The organism is Paenibacillus xylanilyticus (genome assembly GCF_047246825.1).
Classification (GTDB): Bacteria; Bacillota; Bacilli; order Paenibacillales; family Paenibacillaceae; genus Paenibacillus; species Paenibacillus xylanilyticus_B.
Genome location: NZ_JBFOLB010000001.1, coordinates 1,109,895 through 1,125,438, shown reverse-complemented (window position 1 = coordinate 1,125,438; position 15,544 = coordinate 1,109,895). Strand labels below are relative to the sequence as shown.

14 protein-coding genes are annotated in these 15,544 nt (G+C 46.3%); 12 read left to right on the top strand and 2 right to left on the bottom strand.

Translation table 11 applies throughout. The features are described 5' to 3' along the window. The first annotated feature begins 69 nt into the window (after positions 1 to 69). The 8 genes from AB3N00_RS04750 to AB3N00_RS04715 all read left to right on the top strand — a co-directional run bounded on the left by AB3N00_RS04750 (position 70) and on the right by AB3N00_RS04715 (position 9,105). Positions 70 to 1,344, top strand: coding sequence for an ABC transporter substrate-binding protein (locus AB3N00_RS04750; RefSeq protein ID WP_413033549.1), 1,275 nt, complete (start codon positions 70 to 72; stop codon positions 1,342 to 1,344). Positions 1,345 to 1,394: 50 nt separating this feature from the next. Next, the gene (locus AB3N00_RS04745; protein ID WP_413033548.1) at positions 1,395 to 2,285 is read left to right on the top strand and encodes a carbohydrate ABC transporter permease; all 891 of its coding nucleotides are present in this window, start codon (positions 1,395 to 1,397) and stop codon (positions 2,283 to 2,285) included. Between the two features lie 14 nt (positions 2,286 to 2,299). Beyond that, the gene (locus tag AB3N00_RS04740; protein ID WP_413033547.1) at positions 2,300 to 3,181 is read left to right on the top strand and encodes a carbohydrate ABC transporter permease; all 882 of its coding nucleotides are present in this window, start codon (positions 2,300 to 2,302) and stop codon (positions 3,179 to 3,181) included. Positions 3,182 to 3,407: 226 nt separating this feature from the next. Next, the gene (murB, locus tag AB3N00_RS04735) at positions 3,408 to 4,331 is read left to right on the top strand and encodes a UDP-N-acetylmuramate dehydrogenase (protein ID WP_413033546.1); all 924 of its coding nucleotides are present in this window, start codon (positions 3,408 to 3,410) and stop codon (positions 4,329 to 4,331) included. Positions 4,332 to 4,654: 323 nt separating this feature from the next. Beyond that, positions 4,655 to 5,815 carry a type III polyketide synthase gene (locus tag AB3N00_RS04730; protein ID WP_413033545.1) on the top strand — a complete coding sequence of 387 codons (1,161 nt, stop codon included), beginning with the start codon at positions 4,655 to 4,657 and terminating at the stop codon, positions 5,813 to 5,815. Continuing rightward, entirely contained in the window at positions 5,802 to 6,533 is a 732-nt protein-coding gene (locus tag AB3N00_RS04725; RefSeq protein ID WP_413033544.1) for an SAM-dependent methyltransferase, read from the top strand. The genes AB3N00_RS04730 and AB3N00_RS04725 overlap by 14 nt, the downstream gene beginning before the upstream one ends. Positions 6,534 to 6,587: 54 nt before the next feature. Further along, on the top strand, positions 6,588 to 7,739 hold the full coding sequence (locus AB3N00_RS04720; RefSeq protein ID WP_413033543.1) for an NAD(P)/FAD-dependent oxidoreductase: 1,152 nt from the start codon (positions 6,588 to 6,590) through the stop codon (positions 7,737 to 7,739). A 181-nt stretch (positions 7,740 to 7,920) separates the two neighbouring features. Next, the gene (locus tag AB3N00_RS04715; protein ID WP_413033542.1) at positions 7,921 to 9,105 is read left to right on the top strand and encodes a PLP-dependent aminotransferase family protein; all 1,185 of its coding nucleotides are present in this window, start codon (positions 7,921 to 7,923) and stop codon (positions 9,103 to 9,105) included. 135 nt (positions 9,106 to 9,240) lie between these two features. Here the strand turns inward: AB3N00_RS04715 and AB3N00_RS04710 are convergent, their stop codons facing one another. Beyond that, a complete protein-coding gene (locus tag AB3N00_RS04710) occupies positions 9,241 to 9,666 on the bottom strand; it encodes a hypothetical protein (RefSeq protein ID WP_413033541.1) in 426 nt (141 codons plus the stop codon). Positions 9,667 to 9,734: 68 nt separating this feature from the next. Further along, positions 9,735 to 11,009 (bottom strand): stalk domain-containing protein, encoded by a 1,275-nt coding sequence (locus AB3N00_RS04705; protein WP_413033540.1) that lies wholly within the window; start codon positions 11,007 to 11,009, stop codon positions 9,735 to 9,737. Positions 11,010 to 11,242: 233 nt separating this feature from the next. Here AB3N00_RS04705 and AB3N00_RS04700 point away from each other — a divergent pair, with 233 nt between their 5' ends. The 4 genes from AB3N00_RS04700 (at position 11,243) to AB3N00_RS04685 (ending at position 15,529) form a co-directional block, all read left to right on the top strand. Continuing rightward, a complete protein-coding gene (locus tag AB3N00_RS04700) occupies positions 11,243 to 11,575 on the top strand; it encodes an antibiotic biosynthesis monooxygenase (protein WP_413033539.1) in 333 nt (110 codons plus the stop codon). A gap of 190 nt (positions 11,576 to 11,765) precedes the next feature. Then, positions 11,766 to 12,074: a hypothetical protein gene (locus AB3N00_RS04695; protein ID WP_413033538.1), complete on the top strand. Its 309-nt coding sequence runs from the start codon at positions 11,766 to 11,768 to the stop codon at positions 12,072 to 12,074. 252 nt (positions 12,075 to 12,326) lie between these two features. After that, entirely contained in the window at positions 12,327 to 14,297 is a 1,971-nt protein-coding gene (locus AB3N00_RS04690) for a 5'-nucleotidase C-terminal domain-containing protein (protein ID WP_413033537.1), read from the top strand. 203 nt (positions 14,298 to 14,500) lie between these two features. Further along, positions 14,501 to 15,529: a helix-turn-helix domain-containing protein gene (locus AB3N00_RS04685; protein ID WP_413033536.1), complete on the top strand. Its 1,029-nt coding sequence runs from the start codon at positions 14,501 to 14,503 to the stop codon at positions 15,527 to 15,529. Positions 15,530 to 15,544 lie beyond the last annotated feature (15 nt).

Below are 15,544 nucleotides of genomic sequence, written 5' to 3'. Positions count from 1 at the left end.
AGAAAGCCCTCTCCAAAATCACTATACTCGAATAAAATGTAAGCGTTTCCTTTTTGAAGGAGGGGGCCCATGAAGAACTTTAGATTGAAATATCTTTCCATTATTGCACTTGTTAGTGCAGTAATGATTGTATCCGGTTGTCAGTCGAAGGGAGACCATGCATCCAAGCAGGAGGAGATTACCGTCTGGAGTTTTACGGATGAAGCGGGTTATGCCATTGAGAAATTCGAAGAGAAGTATCCGGACATCAAGGTGAACTTCGTCAACATCCCAGGGAATTTCTATATTACCAAACTGAAATCCGCACTGCAGACGAGGTCGAAAGCTCCTGATGTGTTTATGATTGAGAACGCAAATATCAGAGAGCTGATTGATGTTCCTTATTTGGAGAATTTATCTGCATCCCCGTATAACGCCAATGAGCTAATTCCAGAGCAGTATGCATTTGTGCAGGCCAATGAGAAGGATAGCGAAGGGAACATCCGCGCCATCGGCTATCAGGGAACACCGGGAGGCATCTATTATCGCCGGGATTTGGCCAAGGAATATTTGGGCACAGATGACCCGCAGAAGGTAGGCGAGCAGATTGATACATGGAAGAAGATATTTGAGATCGGAGAGAAGGTGCAGCAGGCCAGCGGGAATAAAGTACATGCCCTGGCAAACTGGAATGCCATCTCCAATTCTTATGATGGGATCCCATGGGTGAAGGATGGTAAACTCGTCATCGACCCAACCTACATGCAGGTTCTGGATCTTGTTCGGGAGGCTCGTCAGCGGAAGGTGCTGGCCGAATATGAAGAAGGAAGTGCCGGACATGCGGCTTCAATGCAAAAGGGGGAAGTCATGTTCTATCCTGGAGCAACCTGGGCACTGCAATACACATTCAAGGCGAACGCACCGGATACCGAAGGGATGTGGGGTCTTGCCCCAGGGCCATCTGCTTTTAGCGCGGGTGGTACGTATATTGCGATGTACAGCCATAGTGATAAAAAAGACCTGGCCTGGAAGTTTATTGAGTTTTATAACTTTAACCATGAATTTCTGTCTGAGCTGGCGAAGGAACAGGACTATTTTACAAGTAATATGGTTGTCAACGATCAGCTGGCACAATCAGTAACTTCAGCTTATCTGGGAGGACAGAAGCATTTCGAGTTTTTCTCCGAAGCGGCCAAACAGGTTCCTGTTTATGAGCGAACCAAGTATGACTCCATCATTAACAGTGACATTTATAAAAATGTTCTCCAGCTGTATCTCAATAACGACATTCAGACCAAGGAAGAAGCGGTGAAGCGAATCAAACGCGATGTTCAATTGAGATTTCCGGAGCTGGAAGTGGATTAGCTGAGGGGAGCGAAAGCTTTTAATCAATCCGATGACTGGAGGAACGCATCATGTTTGCCAAATCAATCCGCAAAGACCATTATGGCTACTATTTTATCGCCCCATTTTTCATTATTTTCACCATTTTTGGACTCTATCCCATTCTATATTCCCTGTATATCAGCTTTACCAACTTTGACGGGATCACAACGCCCGAATTCGTTGGAGTAGGAAACTATGCTGCGGTTCTGCAAGATCCATTATTTTATAAGACGCTGTTTAATACACTCTTCATTTGGGGTGTCTCTGTGGTTCCACAGCTTACCGTCTCTCTGATCCTCGCTTTTATTCTTAACGATAAGCTGCTTAAGGGAAGAGACTTTTTCAGGGCCGTATATTTTTTCCCTAACATCGTGACAGCGGCATCGCTTGGTCTGCTCGTCAGTCTGATATTTGATTGGCAGTCCGGCGGTTTGAACCACTTTCTGGTCCAGGTTGGGCTGATTGATGACCCGATTAACTGGAAAAATGATCCCTGGTTTATGCGTCTTATTGTGTCAGCCATTCTGTTCTTTCAATATTTTGGGTACTCCATGGTTATCTACCTTGCTGGCCTTCAAGGGATTGATCCAGCATTGCAGGAAGCTGCTCAGATGGATGGCGCGAAGAAGAAGCATATCTTCATCCATATTATCGTTCCGATGCTGCGCCCGATCATTCTGTTCCAGATGATTACGTCCATCATTGGGGGCATTCAGATTTTCGACCAGCCATTCACATTGACGAATGGAACCGGTGGTCCGGATCGCGCGGCTATGACCAGTATTATGTATCTGTACAATGTGGCATTCCAAAGTACACGTTTTGGTTATGGGGCAGCCATTGCATTCTGCCTGTTCATTATCATCATTCTTTTGTCTGTCGTATCCTTCATGATGACCAAGCGGAAGAGCCGTTCATAGGGAGGGGGAGTTCCATGCATACTGCAAAATCAATTGAACAACCTAGTGCAGCGATCCAGCAATATGCCAGTACGAAGCGGCTTACGGTAGGCAAGGTTATCATCTATTTATTCCTCACGGGTCTAGCCGTGATCTGTATCGTTCCATTTTATCTGATGCTTATCTATTCCACACATAACAATGCAACCATTGCATCTACATTCACCTTCCTTCCCGGTCCATTCGTAGCGGATAATTATATGAACATGGCATCCAAAATCAATATTTGGCGCGGTTTTGCGAACAGTTTGTTTATTGCCGGAACCTCGACAATATTGTCACTGTATATCGGTTCACTTACGGCATATGGCTTCGCCAAATTCAAATTTAAGGGCCGGACCTGGCTGTTCATGTTTTTGCTGGCCACGATGATGGTGCCCGGGCAGCTCGCTCTAATTGGGATGTATCGCCTGTTCAGTACGCTGGGGCTGCTGGACAGCTATGCTGCCATTATTCTACCCGCGGCGGCTAATGCCTTTAACGTATTTTTCATCAAGCAATTTATGGAGAGCAGCATTCCGGATGAGATCATTGAATCAGCACGTGTGGACAGTGCAGGGGAGTTTCGTACATTCAATCAGATTGTACTGCCTATTCTGGGGCCAGCCATTTCGGCTCTTGGCATATTTACTTTTATCGGTTCCTGGAACAACTTCCTCACGCCGCTCGTCCTGTTTTTTTCATTGGATAAATATCCGCTTCCTGTACTGGTTGCACTGGTTCAGGGGTACTATGGCATGGATTATGGTTTGCTGTATTTGGGGGTCGCGATCTCCATCCTGCCTATTATCATTGTCTTTGCGGTATTCTCCAGGCAAATAATAGGCAGCGTGGCATTGGGAGCTGTGAAGGGATAGGTGTGATAACAGGGAACTTCAAGCATAATGCTTGCTTACTTGAAATGAGGTATAATGTAGAAGGGCACAAAATAGAGTATCCCTAAGTCGCCATCATGGCGGCTTTTTCAAGTCCGGATTATAATTTTAAAATAATGATGATTAATTCGAATTATTTGCGACAAAATGGAGACATTCAGAGTAAAATAACCTATACGATGCAATCAAGACAAGGTGGTAGAAAATCATGAATTCATATCAGTTATTAAGTAAATCCCTGTTTGACAACTTCCATAAGGACCGTATTCGATATTCTGAACCGATTCGAAACTATACGTATACACGACTTGGCGGGGAAGCCGATATTCTCATGTTCCCTGAAACCATAGATGAAGTTGCATTGATAGTGAAGCAGGCAGTTCAGCATGACATTCCGTTGACAATACTGGGGTATGGCTCCAACATGATCGTCAGAGATGGAGGCATCCGGGGGATTACAATCTCGCTGCAGAATCTTAACCAGGTCAGCGTTGATGGTCATACCATGACTGCGCAGAGCGGTGCGGCAATTATTGACGTATCCCGTCAGGCGTTAGGCGAGAGTCTAACCGGACTGGAATTTGCATGTGGCATCCCGGGTTCGGTCGGTGGTGCACTCTACATGAATGCCGGAGCATACGGGGGGCAGATGTCCGATGTGGTCGATTCTGCTGTTGTCGTGACAGAGACCGGTGAAATCGTGACGATGCAGAGCGATGAGCTGCTGCTGGGCTACCGCAAAAGTGTGTTTATGGGCAAACGGGATATCATCATTGAGGTGAAGTTCAACCTGCAGCCGGGTGATCCGGTGCAGATCAAGGCGAAGATGGATGAACTAACCTTTGCAAGAGAGTCCAAACAGCCACTGGAGTATGCTTCATGTGGAAGTGTCTTTAAACGTCCTGAAGGCCATTTTGCGGGCAAGTTGATCCAGGATTGTGGACTTCAGGGGACGCGGATCGGTGGTGCAGAAGTTTCCCGCAAGCATTCGGGCTTCATCGTGAATGTGGATAATGCCACGGCACAGGATTACATCGACATGATTGCGCTCATTCAGGAGAAGGTGAGCAGCCAGTTCAATGTGAATCTGGAGACAGAAGTCGTCATTATCGGCGATGAATTAAATAAATAGCATTTTGCATAAAACCCATAAGCACTTTCAATCTTCACTATATAGATCGAAATCTTATTCGTCTAAATGTTGTACCCGGGAGCGAGTGGAATCGAATGATGCAAAATGCTGAAATAAATGGTGGACGCAAGTCCAAAAATCTCCTTAAGTCGCCTTCGGGCGGCTTCTTTTTTTACCTTTTTGAAGAAGGACATCCAGATGGAGAATGCGGATCATGTTTATCCATATAAATAAATATAACTGCATCACCGATTACAAGCACGCTGTTAAGGGTAAGAGTTGTTAATTAAAGGATACAGCTCATCCACCATAGGAGGTTAAACATGAATCAATCTGTACGTAACCACACAGATATCGCCATTCTGGGCATGGGGACTGCATTACCAGCGCATGAGGTTGCCCAGACTGATATAGCTGAACTTATTGCTTCCTCCCTGCAGGATCAACCCGACTTGGCCCGTTTCGCCAAAAGAATATTCAGATCCTGCGGCGTCGAAACACGCTATACGGTTGAACCCAGTTATCTTGGATCCGTTGAGGATTGTCGCTACCTGCCTTCTGGGGATCTTTCACAAATTCCTACCACCGAAGAACGAATGAATACATATAAACGCGAGGCCCTTCCGCTTGGGATTGAGGCTGCCGAGAAGGCGTTGAAGGACGCGGGAATGTCTCCTGATCGAATTACACATCTCATTACGGTCAGCTGCACTGGACAGTATCTGCCTGGTCTGGATGTCATGCTTATTCGTCATTTGGGTCTGTCTTCCAGGGTGAACCGATTACCGTTGATTTTCCAGGGCTGTGCGGCAGGGTTGAAAGCCATTCAAATGGCCCGGGATGTAGTCCAGGGGGCGGCTGATGCGCAGGTGCTGGTCGTATGCGTGGAATTATGCACCCTTCATTTTCAACCGGTTAAGGAGAGGGAAGCCCTGTTTGCAGCTTCATTCTTCGGGGATGGAGCTTCTTCCTGTGTTGTTGGTGCCCCGGTCCCCGAACAACGGCATTATCTGGATCTCGGAACCGGCTATTCCGTCCTGCTTCCGGATTCGACGGAAGATATGACCTGGGAGGTAGGCAATCAAGGTTATGATCTATATTTGTCTCCCCGTATTCCGAAACTGCTGGGTACGCATCTGGAAAACGAGCTTCATCAGTTATTCGGCAGTGACAGTCTGCCTGAACTCTGGGCCATTCATCCAGGTGGACGGGGAATCGTGGACTCGGTTCAGGACGTTATGAATCTAAGGGTAGAGCAAACGAAGTACAGCAGGGAAGTCCTTCGAACGGTAGGTAATCTTTCCTCTAACACCATCCTGTTTGTGCTTAATGCCATGCGCGAGGATATGAAAGCAAGGAATCAGTCTTCCACCGAGGGTGTGGCCATGGCATTTGGACCTGGATTGACCGCAGAGCTCATGAAATTTACTTATGTACCCTCATACTCTCCAGCAGCGAAGGAGAAGAATCATGTCCTTCTTTAGAAGCCTGTCGATCCGTGCGAAGGAAGATGAACTGATGGATGATTTCTCCATGGGTGGAGAAGAATTGCGTGAAGCGCTGAAGCATCTCAGGCGGCTCAACAAAATATTTGCCGCACCCGGCCCTACCCTCGCAGGTGTGGAGAAGCTATGGAAATCCATTGGACGACCGACGAAGCTAAGTATTATGGATGTAGGTGCAGGTTCAGGGGATGTAAATCAGAAACTGCTGCACTGGGCCGATCAGAAGGGGATCGAACTCCGGATTACTCTTGTCGATCTGACAGAGGAGGCTTGTGAGGAGGCGAGACAACTCTTTCAAAATGAACCGAGAATCACCGTGCAGCGTGCCGATGTAATGAAGCTGCCTGATGCCTCGGCGGATATCGTTACAGGATCACAATTTGTGCATCATTTTGACGGACAACTGCTGATTGATATTGTCTCGCACATGATGCGTGTCTCCAGATATGGAGTCGTCATTAACGATATCCATCGTCATCCGGTATCTTATACGGCAGTTTGGATCACGACCCGAATGATATCCCGGAATCGTTATATCCGCCATGATGGTCCACTCTCCGTTGCCAAAGGTTTTACGGCAAGAGATTGGCAGGCGTTAAAACAGCAATTGAACCATGACACCATGACTTACGAATGGAAACCATTATTCCGGTACTCCGTCGTCATACCGAATCATCGTGTAGGAGCAATGAAGTGAATTTCTCAAGCCCAAACCGATGATGGTGCACAAATGAAAGGCAGGTGATTTTACGTGTCCAAACCATTGGATGCCATTGTCATAGGTGCGGGAATCGCAGGCAGTACATGTGCCCTGCAGCTGTCCAGAAGAGGGCATCGCACACTACTGCTTGATCGGCAGGCATTTCCGCGTCACAAAACCTGCGGGGAATTTATGTCACCAGAAACCAAAGAAATGCTGGAATATCTGGACATTCGACTGCTTGATCAGAAAGTGATGCCAAGCGCGATGGACCATGCCCAAATTATTATGCCTCAAGGCGGGCAGATTGAAGCTCCTTTACCTGGGTCGGCTTATGGGATCAGTCGGCATGAATTGGATCGGATTCTCCACAGCGAAGCCAAAGCGGCGGGAACCGAAATCATCACCAAAGCGACGATTATCGGTATTCAGCAGCTTGAAGATGACCACTATGAGGTGCAGGTCAAAAAAGGGAATGAACGATTAAACTTCAGAGCAAAAGCGGTTATTGGAGCGTATGGAACCAAAAAGCCGCGCGGGATCACGTCTCCGCCTCAATTGCGGGATGACACCGTATATGTTGGCGTGAAGTCGCACTATAGCGGGCTCCCATTGTCCAATCGAGTGGAGCTCTACTTTTGCGAGGGAGGGTATGTCGGTATTTCTCCGATCGAGAATGGTACTGCTAACGTGGCAGCCTTGTTGACACTGAATACGGTGCAGGGGAGCGGTAAGTCTGTAACAGATATTCTGCATGCAGCGTCCACTACCAATGGCAGGCTGGCTGCCAGACTTGCTGAAGGCAGCCCGGTTCCGGAAACTCAAGTTTCCATAGCCCCCCTTAACTTGTCCAATATCCCTGAACCTTGGTCACAATTCCCACATATTGGGGATGCCATGCTGATGATTCCTCCGTTGTGTGGAGACGGCATGTCCATTGCGCTGCGTTCTTCCATTTTATGTGCCGAATGGACCAACCGTTATTTGAAGAAGGACATTAGCTTTGAGGAATGGCAGCAGGGATATACGAAGGACGCCAACAATGAATTTACCCAGCTGCTTAGAAGGGCACGAAGAATTCAGAAGCTGGCTTTTGCAAAAACGAACAAATACTATCCAGGGCTAGCCCGGTTAATTCCTGGCCTGGCGACTTATTTGGTTAAGGCCACAAGGCTATCGGAGATGAACCTGGTACGCAGATAATCATGGGTTATAGCACGATTGATGGATCAGAAAAGGGGAGGCTTATGCCAACCTCTTTTTTTGTTGTTTTCAGCTAATTTGAAGGAGACCATTTTGAAATCGGACAAGTACTCGTATAATAGAATGGAATGCAGAAGCAGTCATGAGCGTCAGATTTGAAGTAGGGAGGCATTATACACCAATGAATTATTCATTTTCCAATCGGATTGCAGCACTGCAACCATCCATTATTCGAGAGATCCTGAAGGCATCTTCGGGTCAAAACGTTATTCCTTTCTCTGCAGGAAATCCCGCTCCGGAGACGTTCCCCATTGAAGCGATTCGGACGTTCGCACAGACGATTCTGGAGCAGGATCCGGTAACGGCCCTGCAATACGGGATAACAGAAGGTTACGGTCCGCTGCGCGATACATTGACCAATCACCTGAAGACGGGCTATAACACAGGCTCAGCATCGGATGAACTTTTCATTGTTTCTGGTGCCCAGCAGGGTATTGAGCTTGCGTGTAAAGTATTCTGTAATGAAGGAGACACGATCATCTGTGAGAGTCCAAGCTTCATTGGATCGTTGAATTCATTCCGGGCTTCAGGTGCAAGGCTTGTGGGTGTTCCCATGGAGAGCGATGGCATTGACATCGGGAAGCTGGAACATGCACTGCGGACAGAGCAGAATGTAAAATTGATCTACCTGATCCCTAGTTTCCAAAACCCGACGGGAGTTACGACCAGTCTGGAGAAACGTAAGGCCATCTATGATCTTGCCAAAACATACGGGGTCATGATTCTGGAAGATAACCCATATGGTGAGCTTCGTTTCAGCGGAGAAGATATTCCAACGATCAAATCCATGGACGAAGAGGGGCTGGTTATTTATGTAGGCTCCTTCTCCAAAATTCTGTCTGCCGGATTACGCGTTGGGTTTGTTCTGGCGCCGGATGAGGTTGTACAGAAGATGGTGGTGGCCAAACAGGGAGAAGACGTACATACGGCCATGCTTCCACAGATTTTGGCATACAAGTTCATGGCGGAATACTCATATGCCGAACATATCAGCAGCATTCGGGAGATATATCACAGAAAATCAGCATTAATGATGGACAAGCTGAAAGAGCACATGGGGGAATCCATTACATTTACCCGTCCGGATGGCGGTCTTTTCCTCTGGTGTGATCTGCCGGCTCACATCCCGATGCTGGATTATGCCAAAACAGCTGCCGCCAGTGGCGTAGCGGTTGTTCCAGGTACGGCTTTCCTGGTTGATGAGAGCGAAGCCTGCAATGCCATCAGGTTGAATTTCTCGACACCTTCGGATGAACAGATCGTGAAGGGCATCGAAATTCTGGGACAGGTTTTGAAGCAGTATTGATAGGTAAGATTAAAGCAGCTCCCATTACAGAAGACAGGATATTCATAACCTGCTTCTGTGAAGGGAGCTTTTTTCAGTCGAAAAAAACCTACCGCAACAGCTCCGGCAGGAAAGAAGATTGGATTCAAACGATGATTAATCCGAGACGAGAAATCCGTCCAAATTTTCAGGGCCTACTCGAACCGTTCCCAATAAGTTCGTGCTGATGAACGCAGAGTAGGTTAGTTGTGGTGTGATGGGAGGATTGAAGTCATTTGCAGAAAATGTAATAACTTCAGGTGCAATTATGCCGCTCAATCCATAAGTGGTACTTGCCGAGTAGATGATCGGATCTGTTGCCACAGTACCTCTCACAATAGTGATCGTTACTATAAAAAGCGCCAGAGGTAACTGTACCGTAATGGTTCCTTTAATTTGAACACGGGGATTGGGCCCCGCGCCTGCAGTTAATAGACCAATCTGTGCAAATAACGTTGGGGTGTTGATTACTGGAATCGGTATAGAAATGGAGTTGGTCGATGTAGCATTCTGCGAAACTCGTGCATCCAGAAATTGAGCCAATCTACATACCTCCTATCCTGTGAGATAGAATAGTATATTCATAGAAGACAAGTTCGCATGGACGCATTCTACTCCTTTATAACCGATGCATTCACCGCGTCTTCCATTTGATTGCTGAATTGACGGAATAACCCAAGACGCCAGAATGCAGCTCCTTTGAGATCGTATCGCTTGGCTAATCCAAGCTTGTCATCAACGGAGGTTCCCGTTTCGCTGTTTAAGTTAATACCAAGCAGCAGCTTGTTTTTTGGAACACCTGCGTTTAGTGCTAGCTGAATGGCTTGGTCAACGAGACTGCTCGGTTCAGGAACCTGTGCTTTGGTACCCGCAGGGTTATATTGGTAAGCCATAATAATGAGATCGTCTGCCAAGGAAGCGAGCGTTTTGTAATCATAGCCTTTGTATACACTGTTTAGCGGCGGTACAGCTAGTGATATAGAAATGTCGTTAGGCAATGAAGCTTTTAATTGTTTAACGTAATCGTTAAGCAGCTTCTGCTGCTGTTTGGCATCCAGTTTAAAACCCAATCCTTCAAAATCAAGAACGACTCCACCGAATCCATTCTCTGCTACGGCATCGGTTATGCCCTGAATCGATTTTTCGCGAAGACTGCTGTCACTCAAAACTTTGGTTAACTCCCCTTGACCATCCAGTGCATATACCATAAGGTACGGTTTAATGTTCTGATCTGCAGCATCCGCCACGATGGTCTGAGGGGTCACGTCGCCTGCTGCCTCAGGGAGAGAATACTCCTCGCCTTGAAGCGTAAACTGGCCTTCCCGGTCAATGCGACTCCAGCCAAAGGCTACTGAGTTCATGGATGTAACAAGATCGATTTCATGAAATGCTCGCACGGCATAAAATGCTCTCAGATGCATTTCGCGCTGCGGGGATACCAGAGAAACCGTTCGTGTAGCCTGATCCCAACCCACACCCACGCCGAATTGGCTGCTGAACGAACTCAGCGGAATGAGTACACGTCCTTCTCGCTGTACCGGAGCGGCAGGCAGCTTTACTTTCGTTCCATTAACAGTTGCTGTGCTGCTGCCCACTTTGAGAAGAACCTCGGTGGTTTGACCTTTAAGACTGCCTACTGCTTTAACCGTTTGCGTTTTGCTGTTCCATGTAATCTGAATTCCAAGCGCTTCCCCAACTGTACGGAATGGAACATAGGTAACTCCTTTATCAATCCGCGGGGCAGCATCAAATTGCAGCGCAACATCATCCAGTTTAACCGAAATGGCAGGTGCTGCATGTACATCACCGATGTTTACAGTCGTTCCAAGCAGGGACAGGCTGATTAGGGTGGCAGCAACAGTTTTGCCTAAACGTTTAGGTAACATGCTGTATATTCCTCCTGGTTCTTAAAAATAGTAGAAAAAGGGACGTTGTATAGTAAATCTAGCATACTGTAGTATAGCAAAATTTTCATAGAGTTCCAATTACAAGATGTTACTTGATATTGCGGCTTATTGATAATCATTTTCAATTGGATTAAACTATAGAAGAGAGATATATAAAAATTGCTGCTAGGCTGTTATGTATACAGCGCCTGCGGCGACCAGGAGGAATAGTCATGTTGATCCAAACTCGTAGTATGGTTATTGAAAAAGGGAACAGCGACAAGGTGCTGGAACGCTTCAGTGGTCCGACCCCTGTGGTAGATATGCCTGGACTGATTGATTTCAGTGTAATGGTTAACAAGAAAAGCAAGGAACATGAAGAGGTCATGGTGATCATTCGTTGGGAATCGGAAGAAGCGTGGAAAAACTGGGAGAAAAGCGATGCGCATCTCCAGGGTCACCGCAACAAAAGAGGGCAGGAGAAACCTGCATATCTGATCAGCACTACAGTTAACATGTATGAAGTACAGACGGTGAAGACTGGCAAAGGCACTGTTCAACAATAGAGTTCAAGTAATGGAGTAAGAACCTCTTGATGAGGTTCTTTTCTATTTTGACAGGTCGCAGATGAAGGGAAGCAATATAAAAACGAGGTAACAGCCACGCGCTTCGAGCTATTTTCTTGCCGAAACGATAAGTAAATTGCTATTATGGATGAAAAGCAAAAACAGAATGAATGAATTTGGAGGCATATCAATGAATCAGCGTTTCCGTATCACACGTTCGATGCAAGAACAAAATGTGGAGCAATCCATCACTCTTGAGGAGTGCAAAGAATACTTTGCATCCCAGCCCGATTTTACATACGCTCAGGTTTTGACCGTTACAGGAACCGAAAGTACCATGTCAATCGATGGGGATTTTTTTATGTGGAAGCACGATAACATGGAAGTTCCGTTCCGGCTGTATTCGGGAGATCTGTACGTGGCTATTTCCAGCGAAGCTGTTGTTCCTAAGATGATTGAAATTGCAACTGCTCTGCAAGCAGATATTGTAGAGGGGTAGAATATAGGGAGCCTGGTCCAAACTGGATCGGGCTTGTTTTTTTGAATTAAAATAAATGATCATATATCCATATCGTTACATAATAGATAAGTTGAGTTAGAATATTTCCATGAATTTACATAATGATGTATAAAAATAGAATATTTTTGTGCAAAACCTGAATTTAATCTCCATATTTTTCATTTATCTTGTTATGATTTAGTTGATAGACCTTGTAACACACATAACTAGATAAGAGGTGAAAGGGATTTTATGAAGCATCATGGAAAGTTGAGCTGGATACTCATCATGGTTTTGTTGTTTTCTACCCTTTTTGGTGGAGTTGCGGCTGCCGAAACGTACACTGTCAAAAAAGGAGATACGTTATGGACCATTGCCAAAACGAATGGGACAACCGTTGCGGAAATGAAAAAGCTCAATCAATTGAAAAATGTAAACTTTCTTCAAATCGGTCAGAAGTTAAAGCTTCCCGAAAAGGCTCCTGCTGTTAGTGAGGTTCCTTCAAAAGAAGAAAAACCGGAAACAACCAACATTACGATTCTAGGTACCTCTGATGTACACGGAAATTTGTGGGGTTACACCTATGAAGACAGTGCGGAAACAACGAACAACGGATTGGCACGGATATCTACATATGTCAATGAGGTAAAGAAGACCTCCCCTAATGTACTGTTAATAGACAATGGGGACACATATCAAGGCAATATATTAACGGACGATATCTATCGTAAAAATACGGATGTGGTTCATCCTGTTTCCAAAGCCATGAATGCAATGAATTATAATGCTATGGTCTTCGGAAATCATGAATTCAACTTCGGACTGGATCATGTTGATCGAATTATGAAGGAATTGAATTTCCCTGTTCTTGGGGCGAACATCCTGACACAAGATGGTGGGACGCTGGGCGAACCGTACACGGTTATTGATGTGGATGGTGTAAAAGTGGGGATTATCGGCGTGACGACACCGAATGTTCCTCGTTGGGACGGAGATAAAGTCGACGGCCTGACATTCGAGCACATGGGTGAAACGGTGAAGAAGTATGCACAATACCTCAAAAATGAGGAGAAAGTGGACGTACTTATTGCGAGCGCCCATGCCGGCATGTTTGCTGAATTCGACGAAGATGGGGCTTCGGATTCTGCAGAACGTATTGTGCAAATGGTGCCTGAGTTGGATGCCATGCTTGTTGGACACATGCACATTATTGTCAATGAAAAAATCGGACAAACCGTAATTGGTGGCCCTCGCAACCTCGGGCGCGACATTGTGCGCTTTGATATTGAAGTGAAGAAAGATCATGGAACAACTAAAGTAACGGACCGCCAAGTTCAAGTAGTCGATATGGCTGCATATACGCCGGACCCTGCCATTCAAAACTTGGTGAAAGAAGAACATAAAGCAACCATCCAATTCATTACTGGTGGCGGCTCTGCTGGAGCTGATGGTTCTTCGGGCGGTGTATTCGGACAGGCAACCGCGGATTTCCAGCCAGTCGATGAAATTAAAGGCATTCCGGAAGGCAAGCTCCAAGATACAGCCGTGGTTGATCTCATCAACAAGGTTCAGTTGGAAGTGAGCGGAGCGGACGTTTCGGCCGCAGCGTTGTTTAAAGACACCTCCAATCTAAAAGAAGGCAATATCACGTATGCCAATATTTTTGACATCTACAAATTCGACAACGTACTGTACACCGTCCATGTGACTGGTAAAGAATTAAAAGCTTATATGGAGTGGTCTGCTTCCCACTATAATCAATGGAAAGAAGGAGACGTTTCCATCAGCTTCGATCCAGAGGTTCCAGGTTATCTGTATGATATGTTTGCGGGTGTGGATTACAAAATCGATTTGTCCCAACCAGCGGGACAACGGATCGTTGACGTTATGTATCAAGGTAAACCTCTGACGGACTCACAGGAACTGAAGCTTGCTGTCAACAACTATCGATACAGCAGCGCACTGAAGGCCTACAAATTGGTAGCAGCGAACCGTGACTGGGAGTCACCGCGGAGCATTCGGGATTACCTGGTTGAATACATTCAAAAGCATCAGGAGATTTCCCCTGAAGTGGACAATAACTGGGAGATCGTTGGAATTGATCTTGCAAGCCCGTATCGGGATAAAATCATTCAATTGGTGAATGAAGGCAAGATTGATGTCCCTTATGATCAATCCCTAAATGTTAACGAACTGCTCAAACAAGGGGTTATCCAGCAATAATGTGCAAGTAATACAACTGAAAAATTGCATGGTAAAGGAGTCGCCTTCATGGCGGCTTTTTTACGTCCAACAACGCGAATGGATAGGTCAGCCTACTGCCTAATATCGTCATTCCTCTTTAATACAATTCCATTAGAATAGACATCTTATGAACGAAAGAGTATCCTAGTCTATACTTGAAACTAGCCAAAGGAGACCAAGGTATGAAGCCCCATCCCAATGAACGTATTAAAATCGCCCCTGGATTTTGGGCTGGATTAGAGCAATTGGGATTTGACGTCCGAGACGTTGCACGCCAAGCACAATTGCCGCTCACCAAGATCAACAATACAACCGTCAATACGGACGAGTATTTTGCGATCTGGCAGGCTTATTCCGATCTAATAGGTGATACGGCTGCAGGAATCATCAAGCTCGCAACCGTTTTTGAAACAGCGCACTATCCACCGAGTGTTTTAGCCACTTACCATGCTCGTGACTATCGTGATGCACTGCATCGCATGGCGCGGTACAAACAGATGTGCCCTCCTGAAAGCTTGCATATTACCGAGGAGAAGGAGCGCTGCACGATCGAATTGGAGTGGAAGAATACGAGCCAATCTGGACCGCCCGTTCTGGTGGGGATTACGCTCGCATTTCTTCTGGAGCTTGGACGCCATGGAACGGGTCAGCCCCTAAATGCACAGCAGGTCGAATTTTCGCACGCTATGGGAGATCTGAAGACGCTAGAGGAATATTTCGGTTGCAATATCCGGTTTGGGGCACCAAGCAACCGATTGATCTTACATCAGAGAGATCTGGACAGGCACTTTATTACTTATAACGAAGAGTTGCTTGAGATTCTGACACCCGTGCTCGATCGCTCCCTTGATGAACAGCAACGCAGTCCGTCCATGACAGACGCGGTCGTATGGATTCTAAAACGCAGCCTCACCAGAGGGCGCCCCGACATCCACATTGTGGCGAAGGAATTAGGAGTGAGTCACCGGACTTTACAGCGGCGTCTTACTGAAGAGAACACGAGCTTCAAACAGCTGCTGACACAAGCCAGGCACGAGCAGGCACGGGAGTACTTATCTGATCCCTCACTTGATATAAAAGAAGTGGCCTTCCTCGTAGGATACGAAGATCAAAATTCATTTTACCGTGCATTCCGATGTTGGGAAGGGGAAACGCCTTCGAATTGGCGTCTTAAGCAAGAAGTTTGGCACAGCAGGCTAGTTACGAACTAATTTGATCACGGTAAA

What these genes read in the sequence shown, in the direction of transcription:
- AB3N00_RS04750 (WP_413033549.1), top strand. Translation starts at nt 70, where the DNA reads ATGAAGAACTTTAGATTGAAATATCTTTCCATTATTGCACTTGTTAGT.
- AB3N00_RS04745 (WP_413033548.1), top strand. Translation starts at nt 1,395, where the DNA reads ATGTTTGCCAAATCAATCCGCAAAGACCATTATGGCTACTATTTTATC.
- AB3N00_RS04740 (WP_413033547.1), top strand. Translation starts at nt 2,300, where the DNA reads ATGCATACTGCAAAATCAATTGAACAACCTAGTGCAGCGATCCAGCAA.
- murB (WP_413033546.1), top strand. Translation starts at nt 3,408, where the DNA reads ATGAATTCATATCAGTTATTAAGTAAATCCCTGTTTGACAACTTCCAT.
- AB3N00_RS04730 (WP_413033545.1), top strand. Translation starts at nt 4,655, where the DNA reads ATGAATCAATCTGTACGTAACCACACAGATATCGCCATTCTGGGCATG.
- AB3N00_RS04725 (WP_413033544.1), top strand. Translation starts at nt 5,802, where the DNA reads ATGTCCTTCTTTAGAAGCCTGTCGATCCGTGCGAAGGAAGATGAACTG.
- AB3N00_RS04715 (WP_413033542.1), top strand. Translation starts at nt 7,921, where the DNA reads ATGAATTATTCATTTTCCAATCGGATTGCAGCACTGCAACCATCCATT.
- AB3N00_RS04705 (WP_413033540.1), bottom strand. Translation starts at nt 11,009, where the DNA reads ATGTTACCTAAACGTTTAGGCAAAACTGTTGCTGCCACCCTAATCAGC.
- AB3N00_RS04700 (WP_413033539.1), top strand. Translation starts at nt 11,243, where the DNA reads ATGTTGATCCAAACTCGTAGTATGGTTATTGAAAAAGGGAACAGCGAC.
- AB3N00_RS04695 (WP_413033538.1), top strand. Translation starts at nt 11,766, where the DNA reads ATGAATCAGCGTTTCCGTATCACACGTTCGATGCAAGAACAAAATGTG.
- AB3N00_RS04690 (WP_413033537.1), top strand. Translation starts at nt 12,327, where the DNA reads ATGAAGCATCATGGAAAGTTGAGCTGGATACTCATCATGGTTTTGTTG.
- AB3N00_RS04685 (WP_413033536.1), top strand. Translation starts at nt 14,501, where the DNA reads ATGAAGCCCCATCCCAATGAACGTATTAAAATCGCCCCTGGATTTTGG.